We start from the raw sequence: 19,865 nt of genomic DNA on the forward strand, positions 1-19,865 counted from the left end.
CGGCGATACTGCCTACCTCGGTACTACGTGACCAACGAAACTTCCTAAGAAAGCCTTTAGCAGGACTAAACGATGAGCCGTCAATTGCATGCCCAGACCTACGTCTGGCTGCAGGTGTTTTCCTGTGCCGCGCGGCACTTGTCGTTCACCCGCTGTGCAGAAGAGCTGCACATCACCCCGGGGGCGGTCAGCCAGCAGATCCGGCAACTGGAAGAGCGCCTCGGTTTTCGCCTGTTCCATCGCCGGGCGCGGGGTGTGGAGCTGAGCGCGGAAGGGCAGCGGCTGGCGATTACGGTCAATGAGGCCTACGGCAGCATCGATGCCGAACTGCGCCGACTGGATGCCGGAATGATCAGCGGGATTCTGCGGGTACGTTCGATTCCATCGTTCCTCAGCAAATGGCTGACCCCGCGTCTGCCGCGCCTGCAGCAGCGCTATCCCGACATCCAATTACGCCTGGTGGCCGAGGACAGCAGCGTGCCGTTGCACGAGGGCGATTTTGATCTGGCGATTGACCTGAACGACGGCAGCTACCCGGGGCTGCTATCCACAGCCTTGCTCGATGAGCAGATTTTCCCCGTGTGTGCGCCGAGTCTGCTGCGTGGACGCCCGCCGCTGCATGGGCCGGCGGATCTGGTGCATTTCCCGCTGCTGCACGACATCACGGCCTGGCGCGGCAGTTACGAATATGCGGAATGGGAGTTTTATCTGAACGCGATCGGCTTCGAGGGCGCCGATGTCCGGCGCGGCCATACCTTCAATCGCAATCACTTGACGATCGAAGCCGCGATCGCCGGCATGGGCGTGGCGATTGCCCGGCGCACACTGCTCAATGATGAGCTGGAACGCGGCACCTTGATCGTGCCGTTCGGGCTGTCGGTGCCCAATCACAAACGCTACGTGTTGCTCTACGCGCCGGGGGCGCTGAGCCATCCGGGCGTGCGTGCGGTGCATGACTGGCTGGTGGAGGAGGCGGGGATTTTCCGCAGTTTGCACCCGTTGAACGACGGGCAATTGTGAGCAGATTTTGCAGGGTTGCGAGGCGACCCAACTCCCGACCTTACCAGTGACTTGCTCGGTTGTCCGGCTTTTTTTGCGAATGAATATTTATCTTTTTCCAGGGGTTGAAATGTTCGTCGGTCGGGCCGATTGTTGTAATCAAGAGGTCACGAAATCCTGTTCAAGGCCTCTTGCGAGCTAGCTGAAATAAGGGATGAACTATGCAAATCCAAGTCAACAGCGATAACCATATTCAAAGTAGTCAACGACTGGAGGAGTGGGTACGTACAACCATTGAGAGCACGCTCGAACGTTATGAAGAAGACCTGACCCGCGTCGAAGTCCATCTGGCCGACGAGAACGGTGACAAACCAGGTCCCCATGACATGCGCTGCCAGCTGGAAGCGCGGCCAAAAGGCCATCAACCGATCTCCGTCACTCATAAAGCCGATTCGCTGGAACAGGCGATCGACGGTGCAGCCGAAAAACTGGAACACGCGCTGGAGCACCTGTTTGGCAAACTGCGAGGCAAACCCCGCGCCGCCATCGTGCCCTTCACCGCCAAGGCCAACGACAAGCTGTTGGCAGAAGAGTTTGACGAGAACGAACAGGCAGCGATCAACAGTTGATGCGCTGATTTCATAAGCCACCGAATGAGAACGGGCCTGCGAATGCAGGCCCGTTTTTGTTTGTGTCGCTGTCAGAACGCTACAGAAGTCTGCACATACACCGTGCGCGGCTCACCCACGTACTTGCCCTTGTTGTTGTCATCGAACGAACGCGTGAAGTACTGGGTGTTGAAGATGTTCTTCACTCCCACCGCCACATTCAGGTCCGACAGTTGCGGGCCGAAGTCATAACCCGCACGGCTGCTGAACAGCATGTAGCCCGGGATCTTGCCGGTGCTGCCATCGGCGCTTTCTTTTGAGGTGTTGGCATTGTCGGCGAACTGGTCGCTCTGGAAGCTGCTATCGAAGTTGAGTTTCCACGGTCCCTCGGTGTAACCGACGCCGATCGTGCCTTTGTGTTTCGAGGAGAACGGCACGCGATTGCCCTTGTTCGGCCCGTCTTCGCGAATGGTCGCGTCGACGTAGGCGTAAGTGGCGTACACATCGAAACCGGCCAGTGCCGGGCTCACGTCATCCAGCGCGTAATTGACGCTGGTCTCGATGCCTTGATGGCGGGTCTCGCCACGGGCAATCACCGAATCGTTGGTCTGGTTGCTTTCATACTGGTTGTCGAAGTTGATCAAAAACGCGCCGATTTCCGCACGCAATGCGCCGTTGTCGTAACGGGTGCCGAGTTCCCAGGTGCGGGCCTTTTCCGGCTTCACTTCGCCGCTGCTCACGCGGTTGGGCATCTGGCTGTACTGCACGCTGCCGAACGAACCTTCGGTGTTGGCGTACAGGTTCCAGCTGTCGGTCAGGTGATACAGCACGTTCAGCGCCGGCAGCGCGGTGTTGTAATCGCCCTGGTATTTGGCGTTGGTCAGGTTGTTGGTCTGCTGCGACTCGATCATCTCGTAGCGCACGCCCGGGGTGATGGTCCATTTGCCGATGTCGATGCGGTCGTCGACGAAGAACGCATTGGCCTCGGTACCGCCCCGAGTGTCGCGGTCGTTGCGGCTGTTGCTGGTCGGGTACTGGTTGCTGCTGATCGGCGTGCGATAGCGCAACTCATGGCCGGCCTCGTTGATGTAGCGGTAGCCAACGCCGACTTCATGGCTGGTCGGGCCGAGGTCGAAGCCCTGGGCGAAACGGGTTTCGAAACCGCGCACCCAATACTCACGTGGCGACAGCGAGAGGAAGCTGCCCTGATCGAGATAACCGCTGCGCAGGGTCTTGGTGAAGAAGGTGTTGGCGGTGAATTCGCGTCGATCTTCCTGATAGCGATAGCCGAAGTTGAACATCGTCCGCCGGCCCCAGAACTGGTCTTTCAGCCGCGTCGACTGATACGGATCGGCGTCGTAATCGGCGACGCTCAAACCACCCGGCATGTCCGCCTTGCCTTCGTAATACTGGGCCATGGCGTTGAAACTGTTGGCCTCATCGAGCTGGTATTTGCCCTTGAGAATCAGGTCGTCGATCTCGGTGTCGCTGTGTTCTCGCCAGTCGCCGCCACGGGTGCCGGAGTACAGCAAAGCGCCACCCAGACCATTGGCGTTGGTGCCGCCGGCCAGCAGATTGGCGCTGGTCTTGAAGCCGTCATGGCTCGACGACGGGCTGGTTTCGGTCTGGAAACCGCCCTTGACCGTCGGCTCATCAGGAATGGCGCGAGTCACGAAGTTGACCACGCCGCCGACGTTCTGTGGGCCGTAACGCACCGCGCCACCACCCCGTACCACGTCCACCGCATCCATGTTGCCCATGCTGATCGGCGCGAAGGACAACTGCGGTTGGCCATAAGGTGCGAAGGGCACGGGAATGCCGTCCATCAACACGGTCGAGCGCGCGGCCAGTCGTGGGTTCAAACCGCGAATGCCGAAGTTCAGCGCCATGTCGTGGCTGCCGGTGCCGTTGTTTTCCGGGGCGTTGACCCCGGGAATGCGGTTGAGCACGTCCCGCGCCTGCGTCGCGCCCTGGCGTTCGAAGTCTTCGCGGCGGATCACGTCGCGGGCGCCCGGATGCTCGAAGACGTTGACCTGCGCCGCATCGCCCAGCCAGTCACCGACGACTTTCGACGTGTCCAGCTCAATAGCACCGGTGGTCACCGGTTGCAGGCTGAAGGCATTGTTGCCCTCGGCGCGGGCCTGCAGGCCGGTGCCTTCGAGCAGTGCATCAAGACCTTGCGCGGCGGTGTAACTGCCCTCCAGGCCACGGCTTGGCACACCGCTGGTGACTTGCGAACCGAAAGAAATCAGCACGCCGGCTTCACGGCCAAACTGGTTGAGGGCGTTTTCCAGCGACGCCGGGGCGATGTGGTAAACCCTGGTTTCGGCTGCCAGGGCGGGCAGGGCGCTGAAGCTCAGGCTGGCGCCGAGGACGAGGTTGCGCAGGCTGCGGGCCAGGGGTGTGAGGCGGGTGGGGTGCATGACGGATGATCCTGAGAAGGTTGAATCTAGGGGCTTTCCTTCTCTGTCACGTCAGATCTGAAAAACGGCTCATGGTTTACAAACATTTTTTCGACTGTTTTTGTGGCGAGGGAGCTTTTCAGGCTTTGGCTTCTACGGTTACCCAATACCGGGTAAAGCGCCTGACTTTCACCGGCAAACTGATTTCCAGCACATCCAGAATCCGTTCGCTGTCATCCAGTGGATAAGTCCCGGAAATCAGCAGGTCGGCAACTGTCGCCGCGCAGTTCAGCTGCCCGCGACGGTAGCGGCTCAGTTCATCGAGGAAGTCGCCCAGGCGCATATGCGCCGCGACCAACATACCGTCGGTCCAGGCGCCGCTGTTGGCGTCCAGTGGTGTGGCCTCGCTGACCGCAGTCGCGCTGAAACTCAGTTGCCGGGCCACCGGCAACAACATTGGCGCACGATCGTTGGTGGTCAGTTCGACCCGGCCTTCAAACAATGCCACCTGGGTGCGATCGGCAAACTGGCGCACGTTGAGTCGAGCGCCCTGGGTCTTCAGGACGCCCTGCGCGGTACGCACTTCGAATGCCTGCACGGCGTTCAGCAGCATTTCCCCTTCGAGCAGACGGATCAATCGCTGTGAACCGTCGACATCGGCAGCACTGGCGGTGTTGAGTTGCAGTTGATCCCCCGTGCCCAGGGAAATCTTGCGCCGCTGCCCCACCGGGCTGCGGTAGTCGGCGAGCAGCGCCGGCAGCGGCGTGTGCTCGCGCATCCCCCAGGTGAGTGCCGATCCGGCGCCGAGCAGCACCAGCAGTTTCAGCGCCTGACGACGGCCGGCGGATGGCGGCGCATTCAATGCCGCGTGGGCCAGCGGCGAAGACACCCCGCGCAAGCGCTGGTTGACCCGCTGGATGTGTTCCCATGCGCGGCGGTGTTCGCTGTGTGCATCCAGCCATTGTTGCAGCGCCTGCTGCTGGCGCGGGGTAAAGGTGCCTTGCTGCATTTCCAGCAGCCAGTGCACGGCCTGCTCGGCCACCTGCGAAGAGAAATCCGGGACGCGATTCACAGGGCGAAATAGCAGCGCATTGCCGCTTTGTTCAGATGGCGTTTGACCGTGGCCACGGAAATCCCCAATTCGCCAGCGATCTGTGGATACGTCAGGCCATCGACCTGCGCCAGCAGGAAGGCGCGTTTGACCGGGCGCGGCAAACCGTCGAGCAACTGATCCAGCTCCATCAGGGTTTGCAGGATGATCGCTTTGTCTTCTTCCGACGGCGCGAGCATTTGCGGCATCTGCGCCAGCGTGTCGAGGTAGGCACGCTCGAGGTCCTGACGACGGTAATGATTGAACAGGACTCGCTTGGCCAGCGTGGTGAGAAAGGCCCGTGGCTCGATGATCAACGGCGGTTCGCGGGCGCTGAGCAGCTTGATGAAAGTATCTTGTGCCAGGTCCGCCGCGCTGTCCGGGCAGCCGAGTTTGCGCCGCAGCCAGCCGGTCAGCCAGGGGTGGTGGGCCTGATAAAGCGATTCGACAGGATGGGCGGACGACAACGGTATGACTCCGGGCGCCTGGGGGACGCGGTAAAGAGCATGCGTTAGAGAACAAGAACTGTTCGCATTGTAGGGGTTCAAGCTGTCGGCCGGCAATCAGATGCTTTTGCGTATGAGAATATTTATCATTAATATTGCTCGCCTGTAGGTTCGGTCGATCGGTCGGACGTTTTTCGTTTCAGGGTCGAAACATGAAAGGCAAACTCGCCGCACTCCCATTGTCCTATCGTCTGGCTATCACCTCGCGGGTGTTGGCCGCGGTGTTTGGCGGCTATCTGGTCGCGGCACTGGCCAGTGTCACCCTGACCCTCTGGCTGCCGTTGAGCCGTGCCGAAGTGGTGGTGACCGGCATGACCATTTCCTTCCTGGTCTACCTGGTTGCCGTGCTCTGGTGCTTTGCCTGCCGCACGGCGTGGTCGGCGTGGGTCGGCTTGCTGGTGCCGAGCGTGATGCTCGCGACCATCTCCGGCGCGGCGCGCGGCTTGGGTTACGCATGAAAGAGAGCTTGCACCCGTTGATGGCCGGGCTGGCCAGCAGGATCTGGCTGAGCCTGTTGGCCAGCCCGGCCGCCGCATGGGCGTTGGTCTGACATGCTGATCAGTCATCCACCGGAATCGCGCGACGACGAACCGCAGGGCGCCCGTGCGCATTTCCTTCAGGTGTTTCTGTCCCAGCGTTCGCAAATGGAAGCGCTGGTGAACCGCCGCGTCGGGTGCCGGGCGACGGCGGCGGACCTGGTGCAGGATCTGTTTCTGCGTTTCTGGCGGCGGCCGCTGGTGCAGGTCGAAGAACTCAGCACCTATCTGTTGCGCTGCGCGGGCAACATCGCCATCGACCATTTGCGCAGCGAAGGCACGCGGGTGCGGGTCAACGAAGGCTGGCAACCGGAGGAACCGCACAGCCACGGCAGCGAACCGCAAGCCGCACTCGAAGCCGGCAACGATCTGCGCCACGTTGAAGCGGCGTTGCGCGCCTTGCCCGAGCGCACCCGGCAGATTTTTTTGCTCAATCGCATCCACGGCCGCAAGTACGCGGACATCGCCAAAGCCATGGGCCTGTCCCAAAGCGCTGTTGAAAAACATATGATGCGCGCCCTTGAGGCCTGCAAGGCCAGCCTGCGCGAACCCGCGCCACGCCTGCCAGGGAAAGCACCGTGAACCGATCCGATTCTATTCCCCCGACGCCCGCGCAGGAGCAGGCTGCGCTGGCCTGGCTGAGCCTGTTGCACGACCGGCCGAGTGCTGGCGATCAACTCACGTTCAGCCAATGGCTGCGCGCCGATCCGGCCCACGCCCGGGCGTATGCTCAGGCTCAGGTGATCTGGGAACTGAGTGAAGGCCCGGCACGCACTCTGGCCGATGAAGATGCTTTTGCACTTCAGGGTTACCTCAACGCGATGGATCGCCCGCGCCGCAAGTCGCTCGTTCGCGGGGCCGGCGTGCTGGCGCTGGCGGCGAGCCTGTTGTTGATGGTCAGCCTTGGAACCGGCTGGCAACCGCAGCGCTGGATCGCTGATCTGGGCGCTGACTATGTCTCGGCGCCCGGCGAAATCCGCACCGTGACCCTCGCCGATCAGTCGCAAGTGACTCTGGACGCCGACAGCGCCATCGCCGTGGATTTCAGCCAGGGCGAGCGGCATGTGCAGTTGCGCCGTGGTGCCGGTTTTTTCAGCGTTACCCATACGGGCGCTCCGTTTGTGGTCGAGGCCGAGCAGGGCGAGGCGCGGGTGCTTGGCACGCAATTCGAAGTGCGTCTGCAACCTCACGGCGCGCAGGTCACGGTGTTGTCCGGGCGAGTCGGGGTGACGGCGCAGCGTGAGGGCGAGCAACAGATTCTCACCGCCGGCCAGCAAGTCGCCTATGGCCAGGGCGCTGCGCAAAAATGGCATGCGGTGGACAGCGAAGCGCAACTGGCCTGGCGTCAGGGCTGGCTGACGTATTACAAAACCACGCTGGCCGATGTGGTGCAGGATTTGCGGCGCTATTACCCGGGGCGGATTGTGCTGCTCGACGATGAGCTGGCGGCACGCAAGATCAGCGGCAGTTTTCCGAGCAAGGACCCGCAGGCGGTGTTGAGTTCGCTGCAAGGGGTGTTGGGGTTTGAGCAGCATCAGGTGCTGGGACATCTGATTATTTTGCGCTGAGGCTTTCGGTCTGGTCGCGCGCAAGCCAGATCCGCCAACACAATTTTTGAAAATATTTTCAGAATGGGGGTGAGGTAAACCACAGGCCCATCCGTGTAGTGACTGAAACTGCGAGTCATTCGCATCCGTTGCGGTTCTACACAGGTCATTGAGCAATGAAGTCCAGGGCAAAATCGGGTTCGGTCAAACAGTGGTTAGGCGTTTCGGCGTTGAGTTTTTCCGCATTGGCATTGCTGCCGATGAGCGTGGCGCTGGCGGCTGAAGCCGTCAGCAGCCCGGCGCAACAGCCGTTTACTTTCGCCTTGGCTGCCAAACCGCTGCCGCAAGCCTTGAGCGACTTTACCCGTGTCACCGGGCAAAGCGTGGTGTACACCGACGAAGCACCGTATGGCTTCAATGCGCCGGCGGTGAATGGCCAAATGAGTGCCGAACAAGCGCTGCAACGGCTGCTCGCCGGTTCCGGGCTGAACTTCCGTCGTACCGACAGCCACACCCTGGCGCTGGAACCACAACCCACCGCCGGCACGCTGAACCTTGGCGCCACTACCATTACCTCGATGCGCGACGATCCGCTGAGCTACCAGCCACCGGAAACCAGTTCGGTGATGCGTTCCTCGGCCTCGCTGCAGGAAATCCCGCAGACCGTCAACGTCATCCCGGCGCAGGTCATCCGCGATCAGACCCCGCGCAATCTCGACGACGCCCTGGCGAATGTCAGCGGCATCACCCAAGGCAACACGCTGGGCAGCACCCAGGATTCGGTGATGACTCGCGGCTTTGGCGATAACCGCAATGGCTCGATCATGCGCGACGGCATGCCGATCGTTCAGGGGCGGGGCATGAACGCCACGGTCGATCGGGTCGAAGTGCTCAAGGGTCCGGCCTCGTTGTTGTACGGGATTCAGGACCCGGGCGGCGTGGTCAATCTGGTCAGCAAGAAACCTGAACTGACTCAATACAACGCCCTGACCCTGCGCGGCTCGACCTACGGCGACGGCAAGAATGGCAGTGGCGGTACCTTCGACAGCACCGGTGCGCTGGGTGAATCCGGCCTGGCCTACCGGCTGGTGCTCGATCACGAAGACGAAGATTACTGGCGCAATTACGGTACCCACCGCGAGACCCTGATCGCGCCGTCGCTGGCCTGGTTCGGCGAGCGCACCCAACTGTCGTTCGGCTACGAGCATCGCGAATTTCTCACCCCGTTCGACCGTGGCACGTTGATCGATCCGAGCACCAACCACCCGCTGGACATCTCGCGCAAGCAGCGCCTCGACGAGCCGTTCAACGACATGGAAGGCCGTTCGGACCTTTATCATTTCGAAGCCGACCACGAGCTCACCGACGACTGGAAAGCTCACTTCGGCTACAGCTGGAACCGCGAAACCTACGACGCCAGTCAGGTGCGCGTGACCGCGATCGACACCAAGAAAGGCACGCTGACCCGCAGCATGGACGGCACGCATGGGGCGATCAGCACCGACCGCTTCACCACCGCCAGCCTCGAAGGCAAGGTCAATGTGCTGGGCATGCAGCATGATCTGGTGTTCGGTGTCGATGACGAGTACCGCAAGATCTATCGTGCTGACCTGATCCGTCAGAAAAGCCTGAGCACCTTCAGCTACACCAACCCGGTGTATGGCCGCGAAGTGGAAGGCACCACGGTCAGCCCGGCGGACAGCGCCCAGACTGATTTGCTGCGCAGTGATTCGGTGTTCATGCAGGACTCGATTCATCTTGATGATCAGTGGATTCTGGTCGCCGGCGGGCGCTTCCAGGAGTACGACCAGTACGCCGGCAAAGGCGTGCCGTTCAAGGCCAACACTGACAGCAATGGACAGAAGTTCGTACCGCGCGCCGGTCTGGTGTATCGCTACACCGACGAGTTGTCGTTCTACGGCAGCTATACCGAGTCGTTTAAACCCAACTCGACCATCGCCCCGTTGAGCGGCAGCAGCACCGTGCTCGACGGCAGCATTGCGCCAGAAGAAGCCAAGTCGTGGGAGCTGGGGGCGCGGCTGGATATACCGGGGCGCCTGACCGGCAACATCGCCCTGTTCGACATCAAGAAACGCAATGTGCTGGTGGCCAACTCGGAAGGCCCGACCACGATCTACAGCGCGGCCGGCGAAGTGCGTTCCCGCGGCCTGGAACTGGACCTGACCGGACAGCTCAGCGACCGCTGGAGCATGATCGGCAGTTATGCCTATACCGATGCCGAAGTCACCGAAGACCCGGACTACAAAGGCAAGCGCCTGCAAAACGTGGCGAAGAATTCCGGCTCGTTGTCGGCGGTGTATGACTTCGGCAGCGTGATCGGCGGCGATCAATTGCGTGTCGGCGCCGGGGCGCGGTATGTCGGCGAGCGCGCGGGCAACGCGGTGAATGATTTCGACCTGCCGAGCTATACCGTGGCTGACGCGTTCGCCACTTACGACACCAAGGTCGAAGGGCAGAAGGTCAAGTTCCAGCTCAACGTGAAGAACCTGTTTGATCGCACCTATTACACCTCGGCGGCGAGCCGGTTCTTTGTGTCGATGGGTGATGCGCGGCAGGTTTCGCTGTCCAGCACCCTGGAGTTTTAAGGCAAAATCAAAAGCCCCTCACCCTAACCCTCTCCCGGAGGGAGAGGGGACTGACGGAGGTGTGTTGCGCAATACGTCGACCTGAAACATCGAGTCGCTTATGGATTCAGAACAGCACTTTCAGGTCGGCGTAATGCTTGAGCCTCCCCCAATCGGCCCCCTCTCCCTCAGAGGGGACTGACCGAGGTGTGTTGCGCGATACGTCGACCTGAAACATCGAATCGGTTATGGATTCAGAAAAGTACTTTCAGGTCGGTGTAATGCTTGAGCCTCCCCCAATCGGTCCCCTCTCCCTCAGAGGGGACTGACCGAGGTGTGTTGCGTGATACGTCGTCCTGAAACATCGAATCGATTCTGGATTCAGAACCGCACTTTCAGATCGGCGTAATGCTTGAGCGTCCCCCAATCGGCCCCCTCTCCCTCCGGGAGAGGGCTGGGGTGAGGGGAGGAGGGTTCAACGCAAAAACGCTTGCCGATACTCACCCGGCGTCCCGCCCAGAACCTGCCTGAACCGATTGGTGAAATGACTCGCGCTAGCAAACCCGCACGCCAGCGCAATCTCGCCCAACGGCAACGCCGTCGCGCGCAACAATTCCCGTGCCCGACTCAAACGTCGCGCCAACACATACTGATGCGGCGGTAGGCCGAAACTGGTGCGGAACATCCGCGCAAAGTGGTATTCCGACAGCGCACATAACCCGGCCAGTTGCCCCAGGCTGATCGGCTCGGCCAACTGACTGTCGATGAGCTCCACCAGTTGCCGACGCTGATGCGCTGCCAGCCCGCCCTTCAAACGCAGGCCCTGACGCGCATCCACCTGGCTGAGCAAGGTATGGCTGATCAGTTCATGGGCCAGGCTGCTGGTCAATAAGCGTTCGCCGGGCTCGTCCCAGTTCAGCGTCAGCAACTGTCGGAAGCGTTGAGCCTGTTGCGGGTCTTCGAGAAAGGTTTGCTCGCGCAGTTGCATTTCCCGAGGCTCGCGATCAAGCAGGGTCACGCAACCGAGGGCAAATTGTTCGGCGCTGAAATACAGATGCGCGAGGCGGATATCGCCATTGATCACCCAGCCCGATTCATGGTCGGCCGGCAGGATGCACAATTTGTCCGGCCCGCCTTTTTGACCAGGTTGATCACGACGAAAGGTGCCGGTGCCTCCGGCGATGTAGCAGGACAACGTGTGGTGGCTCGGCGCTTCATAATCCTGCGCATCGTGGTGGTTGGTCCACAAAGCGGCAGACAAGCCGTCACCGAGCTCGGCGCTGTGCACGAGGCGTGCGTTCGGCGAACTGTTTAGTGCTTGAAAGACTTGCAGGGTATCAATGGCTGCCATGATCGGTTCTCTTCAACGCCTTGCATCCTACTCCGTAGCCTTCGCGCTGCCAGCCTGCCGTCAGACAAAAGCGCAAGATTATGCAAGTGCCTTGACCCGTGTTGCAGCACCCTGACGCTCAATTAAGCGCAAACCCTGTGGCGAGCAAGCTCGCTCGCCACGCAAAAGCGTTTTGCTGTGTCGCATCAGGGAGTATTTGCCATGAATCTGTCGTTGTATCTGCTGACCGTGCTGATCTGGGGGACCACCTGGATTGCCCTGAAATGGCAACTGGGCGTGGTCGCGATTCCGGTGTCGATCGTCTATCGCTTCGGCCTCGCCGCACTGGTGCTGTTTATATTGTTGTTGCTCAGCCGTCGTCTGCAACCGATGAACCGTCGTGGGCATCTGATCTGCGTGGCGCAGGGGCTGTGCCTGTTCTGCGTCAACTTCATGTGCTTCCTGACCGCCAGCCAGTGGATTCCCAGCGGTCTGGTGGCCGTGGTGTTTTCCACCGCAACGTTGTGGAACGCCCTGAATGCGCGGGTGTTCTTCGGCCAGCGCATTGCACGTAACGTGCTGATGGGGGGGGCGCTGGGGCTGTTCGGTCTGGGCATGTTGTTCTGGCCGGAACTGGCGGGCCATCAAGCCAGCCCGCAAACCTTGCTCGGCCTCGGTCTGGCGCTGTGCGGCACCTTGTGTTTCTCGGCGGGCAACATGCTCTCGAGCCTGCAGCAGAAGGCCGGCCTCAAGCCGCTGACCACCAACGCCTGGGGCATGGCCTATGGCGCGGCGATGCTCTCGGTGTGGTGCCTGGTCAAAGGCATTCCGTTCGACATGGACTGGTCGCCACGCTACGTCGGCGCATTGCTGTATCTGGTGATTCCGGGTTCGGTGATCGGCTTCACGGCCTATCTGACGCTGGTCGGGCGCATGGGCCCGGAGCGTGCGGCGTACTGCACGGTGCTGTTCCCGGTGGTGGCACTGAACGTTTCGGCGTTCGCAGAAGGTTACCAGTGGACCGCGCCGGCGCTGGTCGGGCTGGTGCTGGTGATGCTGGGCAACGTGTTGGTGTTTCGCAAACCGCGGGTGGCGCCGGTATCCGCTGCTGGCAAACTGGCCTGAGGCAACGGAAGGGAACAACGGGCAGATGTTTCGCAGCGCCTGCCCGTTGTGGTTTCAGCGCTTAGCCGCGCCAGACTTGCGGGTTGACCAGATCCTGCGGGCGTTCGCCGAGCAAGGCGCTGCGCAGGTTGGCGAGGGCGCGGTTGGCCATGGCTTCGCGGGTTTCATGGGTGGCTGAGCCGATGTGCGGCAGGGTCACGGCATTTTTCAGCTGGAACAGCGGCGATTCGGCCAGCGGTTCTTTTTCGTAGACGTCGAGGCCGGCGCCACGGATGCGGTTGTTTTGCAGGGCTTCGATCAAGGCCGGTTCATCGACCACCGGGCCGCGAGAGATGTTGACCAGGATCGCGCCCGGTTTCATCAGCGCCAGTTCGCGGTGGCTGATCAGGTGACGGGTCTTGTCGCTGAGCGGCACCACCAGGCAGACGAAGTCAGCTTCGGCCAGTAACTGGTCGAGGCTACGAAATTGCGCGCCGAGTTCTTGTTCCAGTTCGGTCTTGCGGCTGTTGCCGCTGTAGAGAATCGGCATGTTGAAACCGAAGCGGCCACGGCGGGCGACGGCCGCGCCGATGTTGCCCATGCCGACGATACCGAGGGTTTTGCCGTGGACGTCGCAGCCGAACAATGGCGCGCCGACGCTGGCTTGCCATTGGCCGGCCTTGGTCCAGGCATCGAGTTCAGCGACGCGGCGGGCGCTGCTCATGATCAGGGTGAAGGCAAGGTCGGCGGTACTTTCAGTGAGCACGTCCGGGGTGTTGGTGAGCATGATCCCGCGTTCGTTGAAGTAGTCGAGGTCGTAGTTGTCGTAGCCCACCGACACACTTGAGACCACTTCCAGTTTTGTCGCGCTTTCCAGTTGCGCGCGGCCGAGTTTGCGGCCGACGCCGATCAGGCCGTGGGCGTGGGGCAGGGCTTCATTGAATTGGGCGTTTATGTCGCCGTTTTTCGGGTTGGGGACGATGACGTCGAAGTCGTGTTGCAGGCGCTCGATCATTGGGGGGGTGATGCGGCTGAAGGCCAGGACTGTTTTTTTCATTGGGCTTGGGCTCGGCGGGACTGGATTGCCAAGCAAGCTAACATTCTCTCAAGTGTAGTAGAAGGGGCTCGCGTTGCCGCGCGCCCGTTGATGCGAACTGGTTCGAAAAATGATAACGAGTGATATCAGGACTTTTGAATATTTACCTCTTCAAGTCCTGAGGCTTCAATGGTTACATTGAGATTAAGTTCGTCATAGCCTTCTTCCCGTACGAGGTCGACATTGAAGATGTGAGCGGAAAGTGTGCCCGCTTGTCGATCAAATGTGATGTCCACATAACCCTTTCCGTTTTTGATACCCACATACGAGGGGCCTTCGAACGCTGAGTCAGTGTATTTAATAAAATCGATTGGGCTGTCCGCGGTGAAGAAGTGTCTGCCATTTTTTATATTACTTTGGAATTGTAGGCTCAGCGAACTTCCGTCAAAGGTGTCGTTTACTCTTTTGTATAGATTGCAGTAGACCACTTCCTCTGGGAATGCGATGACAAATACTCGCACTTCTGGCAGTTCAATCTTCGTGTGGAATACACCGGTTCCGGTTGCATTGCCAATACCTTGTGTTGTTTCTTTTTCAAATGTCGTAGCCATTTTTATCTGCCTTTGTTGAGGAATGAGCTTTTTAAATAGGAAGTTTGTACACTGGTGCGGGCTTATTGTTCACTGCAATGCTGGGCTTGGTAACTGTCATATATGACAGGTTGGCTATGTCGTTTGGCTATTAAAAATATGTATTAAGTCACTTTTAGTATTAATGGAATATCAAAGGAGATAGCTAGGCTCTGTACAAAAAGTACTGACTCAAACACCGCATGGCACAAGCCAGAGAGACCATCGCCGCATAACTTTTTGCGAGTTTGTCGAAGCGCGTAACGATGCGACGGCTCTCCTTCAACCAGCCGAACATGCGCTCGATGATGTTGCGCTGCCGACACTTGGGGCGATCAAACAGTCTCGGTAATCCCGGCTTGAGTTTGCGCTTCATCGTGCGTAGCGGGATTACCGGCTGCATCCGATAGCGGTCGCAGTAGCGACGCAACGCTTCGGCGTCATAGCCCTTATCAGCCAGCAACCAGCGACAGCATTTGCGCGGGCGACCGCGCAAACTCGGGATGTAAGCGTTATCCAGCAGCGGTTGCGCATAGGTAATGTCGCTGGCTTGCCCATCTGACAGTAAAAGGTTTAGCGGTACGCCATTGGCGTCGCACAGCATATGGATCTTCGTCGTCGGGCCGCCCCGGCTTCGACCGAGGGCGTGGTCTTGCGGTTCTTCAGGCCCCCTTTTTTCCCAGCACCAGAAGAGTTGCGCGTACCGCCGTGGAGTCAAGCATCCAGGTCTCCAGATCAATTAATCCTTGCTCGTTCAACCTGATATGAAGCCGCAAGCATCTGCTCGAACGTCCCGCGATTGCGCCAGTCACGAAAGCGCTGATAGACCGTCGACCATGGGCTGAAGCGCTCGGGCATGTCGCGCCAGGCAGCACCCGAGCAGAGCACCCAGAGCACGCCGTTGAGCATCAGCCGATCATTTGCCCGTGGGCGTCTGTTACGGCGGGGTTCACTGAAGATGTCTGCAACCAAATCCCAGGCTGCGTCGGGGAGTTCGTACCGTTTGGCCATCGTGGGCTCCTGCCGTTGATGGACGCGGACTTTACTGACTCCCGGCGTTTGCTGGGTTCAAATGAGTTTCAGATGATTTCGTACAGAGCCTAATGGGAGCCGAAAGTCTCAAGGCGTGGCGTGAGCGGTGGCTCGAAATAAAGGCGGACAGTGGATAGGTGTGGGGGCGAAACTGCTCGAGAAAACGCTGTGTCAGGCACCTTCAAGGTTGAATGTGCTGACGCCTTCGCGAGCAGGCTCGCTCCCACAGGGGGGTTAGCTGTGTGGCGGGGATTGGGGGATTTCGTGGTTATCCAGCACCCGATTCACCGCCAGTTCGGCGAGCATGATGATTTGCTGGATCGCCAGGATCGTCCGCCGTTGCGGCAACTCAATGTAGGCGGCGATGTCGCTAGTCATGAGGCTGGCTTGCGCCAGTGATTCGCAGGCGTGGACCAGCAGGCTTTCGTTGTCCTGATCGGGGGGCGACCAGGAACATCGTGCTGGGCTTGTGAGAGCACAGGGTGAGGGCTTTTATTTTGCGGTGAATCTACCCCCTCACCCCAGCCCTCTCCCCTAGGAGAGGGGGCCGATTTGTGGGCTTTTCAAGACCTGAATTCGATTCGGTATCGCACGTCGGCGTCATTCTCCCAAACACCTCGGTCAGTCCCCTCTCCCCTAGGAGAGGGGGCCGATTTGTGGGCTTTTCAAGACTTGAATTCGATTCGGTACCGCACGTCGGCGTCATTCTCCCAAACACCTCGGTCAGTCCCTTCTCCCCTAGGAGAGGGGGCCGATTTGTGGGCTTTTCAAGATCTGAATTCGATTCGGTATCGCACGTCGGCGTCATTCTCCCAAACACCTCGGTCAGTCCCCTCTCCCTCCGGGAGAGGGTTAGGGTGAGGGGCTTTTAGCTGTGTGGCGGAGGTTGGGGGATTTCGTGGTTATCCAGCACCCGATTCACCGCCAGTTCGGCGAGCATGATGATTTGCTGGATCGCCAGGATCGTCCGCCGTTGCGGCAGCTCAATGTAGGCGGCGATGTCGCTGGTCATGAGGCTGGCCTGTGCCAGGGATTCGCAGGCGTGGACCAGCAGGCTTTCGTTGTCCTGATCGGGGGCGACCTGGAACATCGTGCTGGGCTTGTGAAAGCGCAGGGTGAGGGCGTTGGGTTTGAGGTAGTGGTCGAGGGCGCGTTCGGCGGCTTCGTGGAATTTCTTTGAGCCGGGGAATTCGTAGGGGGTGGTGTCGTCGGTTTCAGGTGGATTAGGCGTTGGTTTGAACATAGGAAACATACTCGTGGCAAGTTGAGTTGAAGCTGCCACTTTTCGTTTTCCAGGCGAAAGGGTGGCAACTGTGCGCGGACTGGAAAAACCGGTCAACTTAGCCAAAACCGGCAGGCCCTAGGGCCTCCCGCGCACAGCCGCCATAACATTGCGAGCTAAAAAGCGCCGCAGTATGCCATGAGCTTTGGTAGTTGAAATCGGGTTTTCCAGACCCGGTCGCTGATGCGTCAGCGACACCCAAATCCTAGCCACCGCACTTCCGACGGACAACCTGCAAAACCTGTCGGAAACATCCGCGAAATCGCCGTTTCTGTAGGCTCTGCCGTAGGCTGCGATTAAACATCAAGGACAAAAAATCGCAGCCTGCGGCAGCGCCTGCAGTGAAAGCGGTGTGTTGAAAATCAGTTGGCGACACGCGCGCCGGCGAGGCTGCCGCTTAATTCGTAGGCCGCCAGTTCAGCCTGATGCGCCGCCAGAATCTCCGGCAACGACCCGCGCAGGTATTCAACCCACGTCTTGATCTTCGCATCCAGATATTGCCGTGACGGGTAGATCGCATACAGGTTCAGCTCTTGCGAGCGGTAGTTCGGCATGACCCGCACCAACGTGCCGTTACGCAAACCTTCGATCGCCGCGTACACCGGCAGCACGCCAACGCCCATGCCGCTGGTGATCGCGGTTTTCATCGCATCGGCCGAGTTCACCAGAAACGGCGAGCTGTTGATGGTGACCATTTCCTGGCCTTCCGGGCCGTCGAAGGCCCATTTTTCCAAGGGGATCACCGGGCTGACCAGGCGCAGGCAGGCGTGGTTGAGCAGGTCGCTGGGCTTTTGCGCGCAGCCGTTGGCTTTCACGTAGGCCGGCGAGGCGCAGACGATGCTGTAGGTGATGCCCAGGCGTTGCGAGACGAAGCCTGAGTCTGGCAGTTCGCGGGCCAGCACGATGGACACGTCATAGCCTTCATCGAGCAGGTCCGGCACGCGGTTGGCCATGGTCAGGTCGAAGGTCACGTCCGGGTGGGTCTTGCGGTAGCGGGCGATGGCGTCGATGACGAAGTGCTGACCGATACCGGTCATGGTGTGCACTTTCAATTGCCCGGCCGGCCGCGCGTGGGCTTCGCTGGCTTCCGCTTCGGCTTCTTCGACATAGGCCAGGATCTGTTCGCAGCGCAGCAGGTAGCGTTTACCGGCTTCGGTCAGGGCGATGCGCCGGGTCGTGCGGTTGAGCAGGCGGGTTTGCAGATGGGCTTCCAGGTTGGAGACCGCGCGCGAGACGTTGGCGGTGGTGGTGTCGAGTTGCACGGCGGCAGCGGTGAAGCTGCCCGCTTCGGCCACGCAACTGAAGGCGCGCATGTTTTGCAAAGTGTCCATGGGGTGCTCTCAAGGGAGATGGCAAATTGTGACACGAAGTTTCAGGGGCTGAGACCCCCGACCAAGGGATTATCTCGTTAACGGTAACAAAGATTCACAGGATTCCCAGCTTATCGCCGTTGGGACGTCCCCCTAGAATTGCGCCGTTGTGGGAATCGGGACGGATACGCCGGTTGGTCAGTTCAATCGAGGTGCCGCTTTTGCGAGCCAGCTCGCTCCCACAGGTTTTGGTTTTTCCCCCTCTTTCAGGAATTCGCAGCTGTGCCGCGTCGCATCAACAGAGCGCTTTTACCGCTCAGTGTTCTGGCTTTTTCCCTGGGTCTCAGCGGCTGCATTTCAACCGAAGGAATTGCCCCTCAGGACAAGGCGCTGGAGGCCAGTGCGCTGGTCACCGATGACGCCATCGCCCACGCCGCCCGTGACGCCCACTGGCCCACCGCACAATGGTGGCAAGCCTACGGCGACCCGCAACTGAACCGCTGGATCGACCTTGCCGTTCAAGGCAGCCCGAGCATGGCCATGGCCGCCGCGCGGGTGCGTCAGGCCAAAGCCATGGCCGGTGTCGCCGAAGCCGCCGAGTCGCTACAGATCAAGGGTGAGTCAACCCTCAAACGGCACAACTGGCCAACCGATCAGTTCTATGGGCCGGGTGAGCTGGCCAATACCACGACGTGGGACAACAACGCGGCGTTGGGTTTCAGCTACGCCCTCGATCTGTGGGGCCGTGAAAGCAACAGCAGCGAGCGGGCTGTCGACCTGGCGCACATGAGCGCGGCCGAAGCGCGGCTGGCGCAACTGGAATTGCAGAACAACATCGTGCGCGCCTACATCGAGTTGTCGCTGCATTACGCCCAGCGCGACATCGTCGCCGCGACGCTCAAGCAGCAGCAACAGATTCTCGACCTCGCGCAGAAACGTCTGGATGGCGGCATCGGTACGCACTTCGAAGTCAGCCAGGCGCAAACGCCGTTGCCGGAAACCCATCGGCAACTCGATGCACTGGACGAAGCAATCGCCCTGAGCCGCAACCAGATCGCTGCGTTGGCGGGTAAAGGCCCGGGCGAGGGCGCGCAGTTGCTGCGGCCGACGCTGTCGCTGGGGGCTGCGTTGAAATTGCCGTCGGCATTGCCCGCCGAGTTGCTGGGGCAGCGCCCGGACGTGGTTGCCAGTCGCTGGCAGGTGGCAGCGCAGGCGCGCGGGATCGACGTCGCGCACGCCGGGTTTTATCCCAACGTCGATCTGGTCGGCAGCCTCGGCTACATGGCCACCGGCGGTGGGGCACTGGAGTTTTTGACCGGCAAGAAACTCAACTACAACGTCGGCCCGGCGATCTCCTTGCCGATTTTCGACGGTGGGCGGCTGCGTGCCGAACTGGGTGAGGCATCTGCCGGGTATGACATCGCCGTGGCGCATTACAACCAGACGCTGGTGAATGCGCTGAAGAACATTTCCGACCAGTTGATCCGCCGCGAGTCGATGGACAAGCAGCAAGGCTTTGCCGCCGAGTCGGTGGCCACGGCGCAGAAGACCTACGACATCGCGATGATTGCCTATCAGCGTGGCCTCACCGATTACCTCAACGTGCTCAATGCGCAGACGTTGCTGTTCAAGCAGCAACAAGTGCAGCAGCAGGTGCAGGCGGCGCGGTTAACGGCGCATGCCGAGCTGGTGACGGCGCTGGGTGGCGGTCTCGGGGCTGGCAACGATGTACCGACTGCCGAGCAAACCCAGGCCCCGAAAACCCCGGTTCTCCTGCGTTGAACACACAACCTGTGGGAGTGAGCTTGCTCGCGAAGAGGGAGTGTCAGCCAGCACATTGGTTGCCTGACTCACCGCATTCGCGAGCAA

16 protein-coding genes and 2 pseudogenes are annotated in these 19,865 nt (G+C 60.3%); 8 read left to right on the forward strand and 10 right to left on the reverse strand.

All coding sequences use genetic code 11. The features are described 5' to 3' along the window. Window positions 1–72: 72 nt before the first annotated feature. Together HV782_RS05670 and HV782_RS05675 are read left to right on the forward strand one after the other, a co-directional pair. The gene (locus HV782_RS05670) at window positions 73–1,020 is read left to right on the forward strand and encodes a LysR substrate-binding domain-containing protein (protein ID WP_007914183.1); all 948 of its coding nucleotides are present in this window, start codon (window positions 73–75) and stop codon (window positions 1,018–1,020) included. Between the two features lie 200 nt (window positions 1,021–1,220). Further along, window positions 1,221–1,628, forward strand: coding sequence for an HPF/RaiA family ribosome-associated protein (locus HV782_RS05675; RefSeq protein WP_123464785.1), 408 nt, complete (start codon window positions 1,221–1,223; stop codon window positions 1,626–1,628). Window positions 1,629–1,699: 71 nt separating this feature from the next. Here the strand turns inward: HV782_RS05675 and fecA are convergent, their stop codons facing one another. The 3 genes from fecA to HV782_RS05690 all read right to left on the reverse strand — a co-directional run bounded on the left by fecA (window position 1,700) and on the right by HV782_RS05690 (window position 5,566). Further along, on the reverse strand, window positions 1,700–4,030 hold the full coding sequence (gene fecA, locus HV782_RS05680; RefSeq protein ID WP_186745542.1) for a TonB-dependent Fe(3+) dicitrate receptor FecA: 2,331 nt from the start codon (window positions 4,028–4,030) through the stop codon (window positions 1,700–1,702). Between the two features lie 118 nt (window positions 4,031–4,148). Continuing rightward, entirely contained in the window at window positions 4,149–5,081 is a 933-nt protein-coding gene (locus tag HV782_RS05685; protein WP_186745539.1) for a DUF4880 domain-containing protein, read from the reverse strand. Next, window positions 5,078–5,566 (reverse strand): sigma-70 family RNA polymerase sigma factor, encoded by a 489-nt coding sequence (locus HV782_RS05690; RefSeq protein WP_186745537.1) that lies wholly within the window; start codon window positions 5,564–5,566, stop codon window positions 5,078–5,080. Before HV782_RS05690 ends, HV782_RS05685 begins: the two co-directional genes overlap by 4 nt. Window positions 5,567–5,757: 191 nt before the next feature. On the opposite strand from HV782_RS05690, the gene HV782_RS05695 reads away from it, so the two are divergent. From HV782_RS05695 to HV782_RS05710, 4 genes are all read left to right on the forward strand, one after another. After that, window positions 5,758–6,063 (forward strand): DUF3649 domain-containing protein, encoded by a 306-nt coding sequence (locus HV782_RS05695; RefSeq protein ID WP_123464793.1) that lies wholly within the window; start codon window positions 5,758–5,760, stop codon window positions 6,061–6,063. A 93-nt stretch (window positions 6,064–6,156) separates the two neighbouring features. Beyond that, window positions 6,157–6,723, forward strand: a complete 567-nt coding sequence (locus HV782_RS05700) for an RNA polymerase sigma factor (protein ID WP_128616494.1) — start codon at window positions 6,157–6,159, stop codon at window positions 6,721–6,723. Further along, the gene (locus tag HV782_RS05705) at window positions 6,720–7,709 is read left to right on the forward strand and encodes a FecR family protein (protein ID WP_186745535.1); all 990 of its coding nucleotides are present in this window, start codon (window positions 6,720–6,722) and stop codon (window positions 7,707–7,709) included. The genes HV782_RS05700 and HV782_RS05705 overlap by 4 nt, the downstream gene beginning before the upstream one ends. Before the next feature lie 155 nt (window positions 7,710–7,864). Then, window positions 7,865–10,294: a TonB-dependent siderophore receptor gene (locus HV782_RS05710; RefSeq protein WP_186745532.1), complete on the forward strand. Its 2,430-nt coding sequence runs from the start codon at window positions 7,865–7,867 to the stop codon at window positions 10,292–10,294. A 454-nt stretch (window positions 10,295–10,748) separates the two neighbouring features. Here the strand turns inward: HV782_RS05710 and HV782_RS05715 are convergent, their stop codons facing one another. Beyond that, window positions 10,749–11,624: an AraC family transcriptional regulator gene (locus HV782_RS05715; RefSeq protein WP_186745529.1), complete on the reverse strand. Its 876-nt coding sequence runs from the start codon at window positions 11,622–11,624 to the stop codon at window positions 10,749–10,751. 201 nt (window positions 11,625–11,825) lie between these two features. On the opposite strand from HV782_RS05715, the gene HV782_RS05720 reads away from it, so the two are divergent. Next, a complete protein-coding gene (locus HV782_RS05720) occupies window positions 11,826–12,728 on the forward strand; it encodes a DMT family transporter (protein ID WP_186745527.1) in 903 nt (300 codons plus the stop codon). Between the two features lie 61 nt (window positions 12,729–12,789). Here the strand turns inward: HV782_RS05720 and HV782_RS05725 are convergent, their stop codons facing one another. From HV782_RS05725 to HV782_RS05750, 6 genes and pseudogenes are all read right to left on the reverse strand, one after another. Then, entirely contained in the window at window positions 12,790–13,764 is a 975-nt protein-coding gene (locus HV782_RS05725; RefSeq protein ID WP_186745525.1) for a 2-hydroxyacid dehydrogenase, read from the reverse strand. A 125-nt stretch (window positions 13,765–13,889) separates the two neighbouring features. After that, entirely contained in the window at window positions 13,890–14,354 is a 465-nt protein-coding gene (locus tag HV782_RS05730) for a hypothetical protein (protein WP_123464807.1), read from the reverse strand. A gap of 184 nt (window positions 14,355–14,538) precedes the next feature. After that, window positions 14,539–15,383 (reverse strand): annotated as a pseudogene (locus HV782_RS05735) (IS5 family transposase). 255 nt (window positions 15,384–15,638) lie between these two features. Then, window positions 15,639–15,879, reverse strand: a pseudogene (locus HV782_RS05740) (DUF6124 family protein); the annotation flags it as partial. Window positions 15,880–16,272: 393 nt separating this feature from the next. Then, window positions 16,273–16,647 (reverse strand): DUF6124 family protein, encoded by a 375-nt coding sequence (locus HV782_RS05745; RefSeq protein WP_128616143.1) that lies wholly within the window; start codon window positions 16,645–16,647, stop codon window positions 16,273–16,275. 401 nt (window positions 16,648–17,048) lie between these two features. Continuing rightward, a complete protein-coding gene (locus HV782_RS05750; protein WP_103305180.1) occupies window positions 17,049–18,017 on the reverse strand; it encodes a LysR family transcriptional regulator in 969 nt (322 codons plus the stop codon). Between the two features lie 261 nt (window positions 18,018–18,278). On the opposite strand from HV782_RS05750, the gene HV782_RS05755 reads away from it, so the two are divergent. Then, entirely contained in the window at window positions 18,279–19,778 is a 1,500-nt protein-coding gene (locus HV782_RS05755; protein ID WP_123464811.1) for an efflux transporter outer membrane subunit, read from the forward strand. The last annotated feature ends 87 nt before the right edge of the window (window positions 19,779–19,865 follow it).

This window comes from Pseudomonas monsensis (genome assembly GCF_014268495.2).
Taxonomy (GTDB): Bacteria; Pseudomonadota; Gammaproteobacteria; order Pseudomonadales; family Pseudomonadaceae; genus Aquipseudomonas; species Aquipseudomonas monsensis.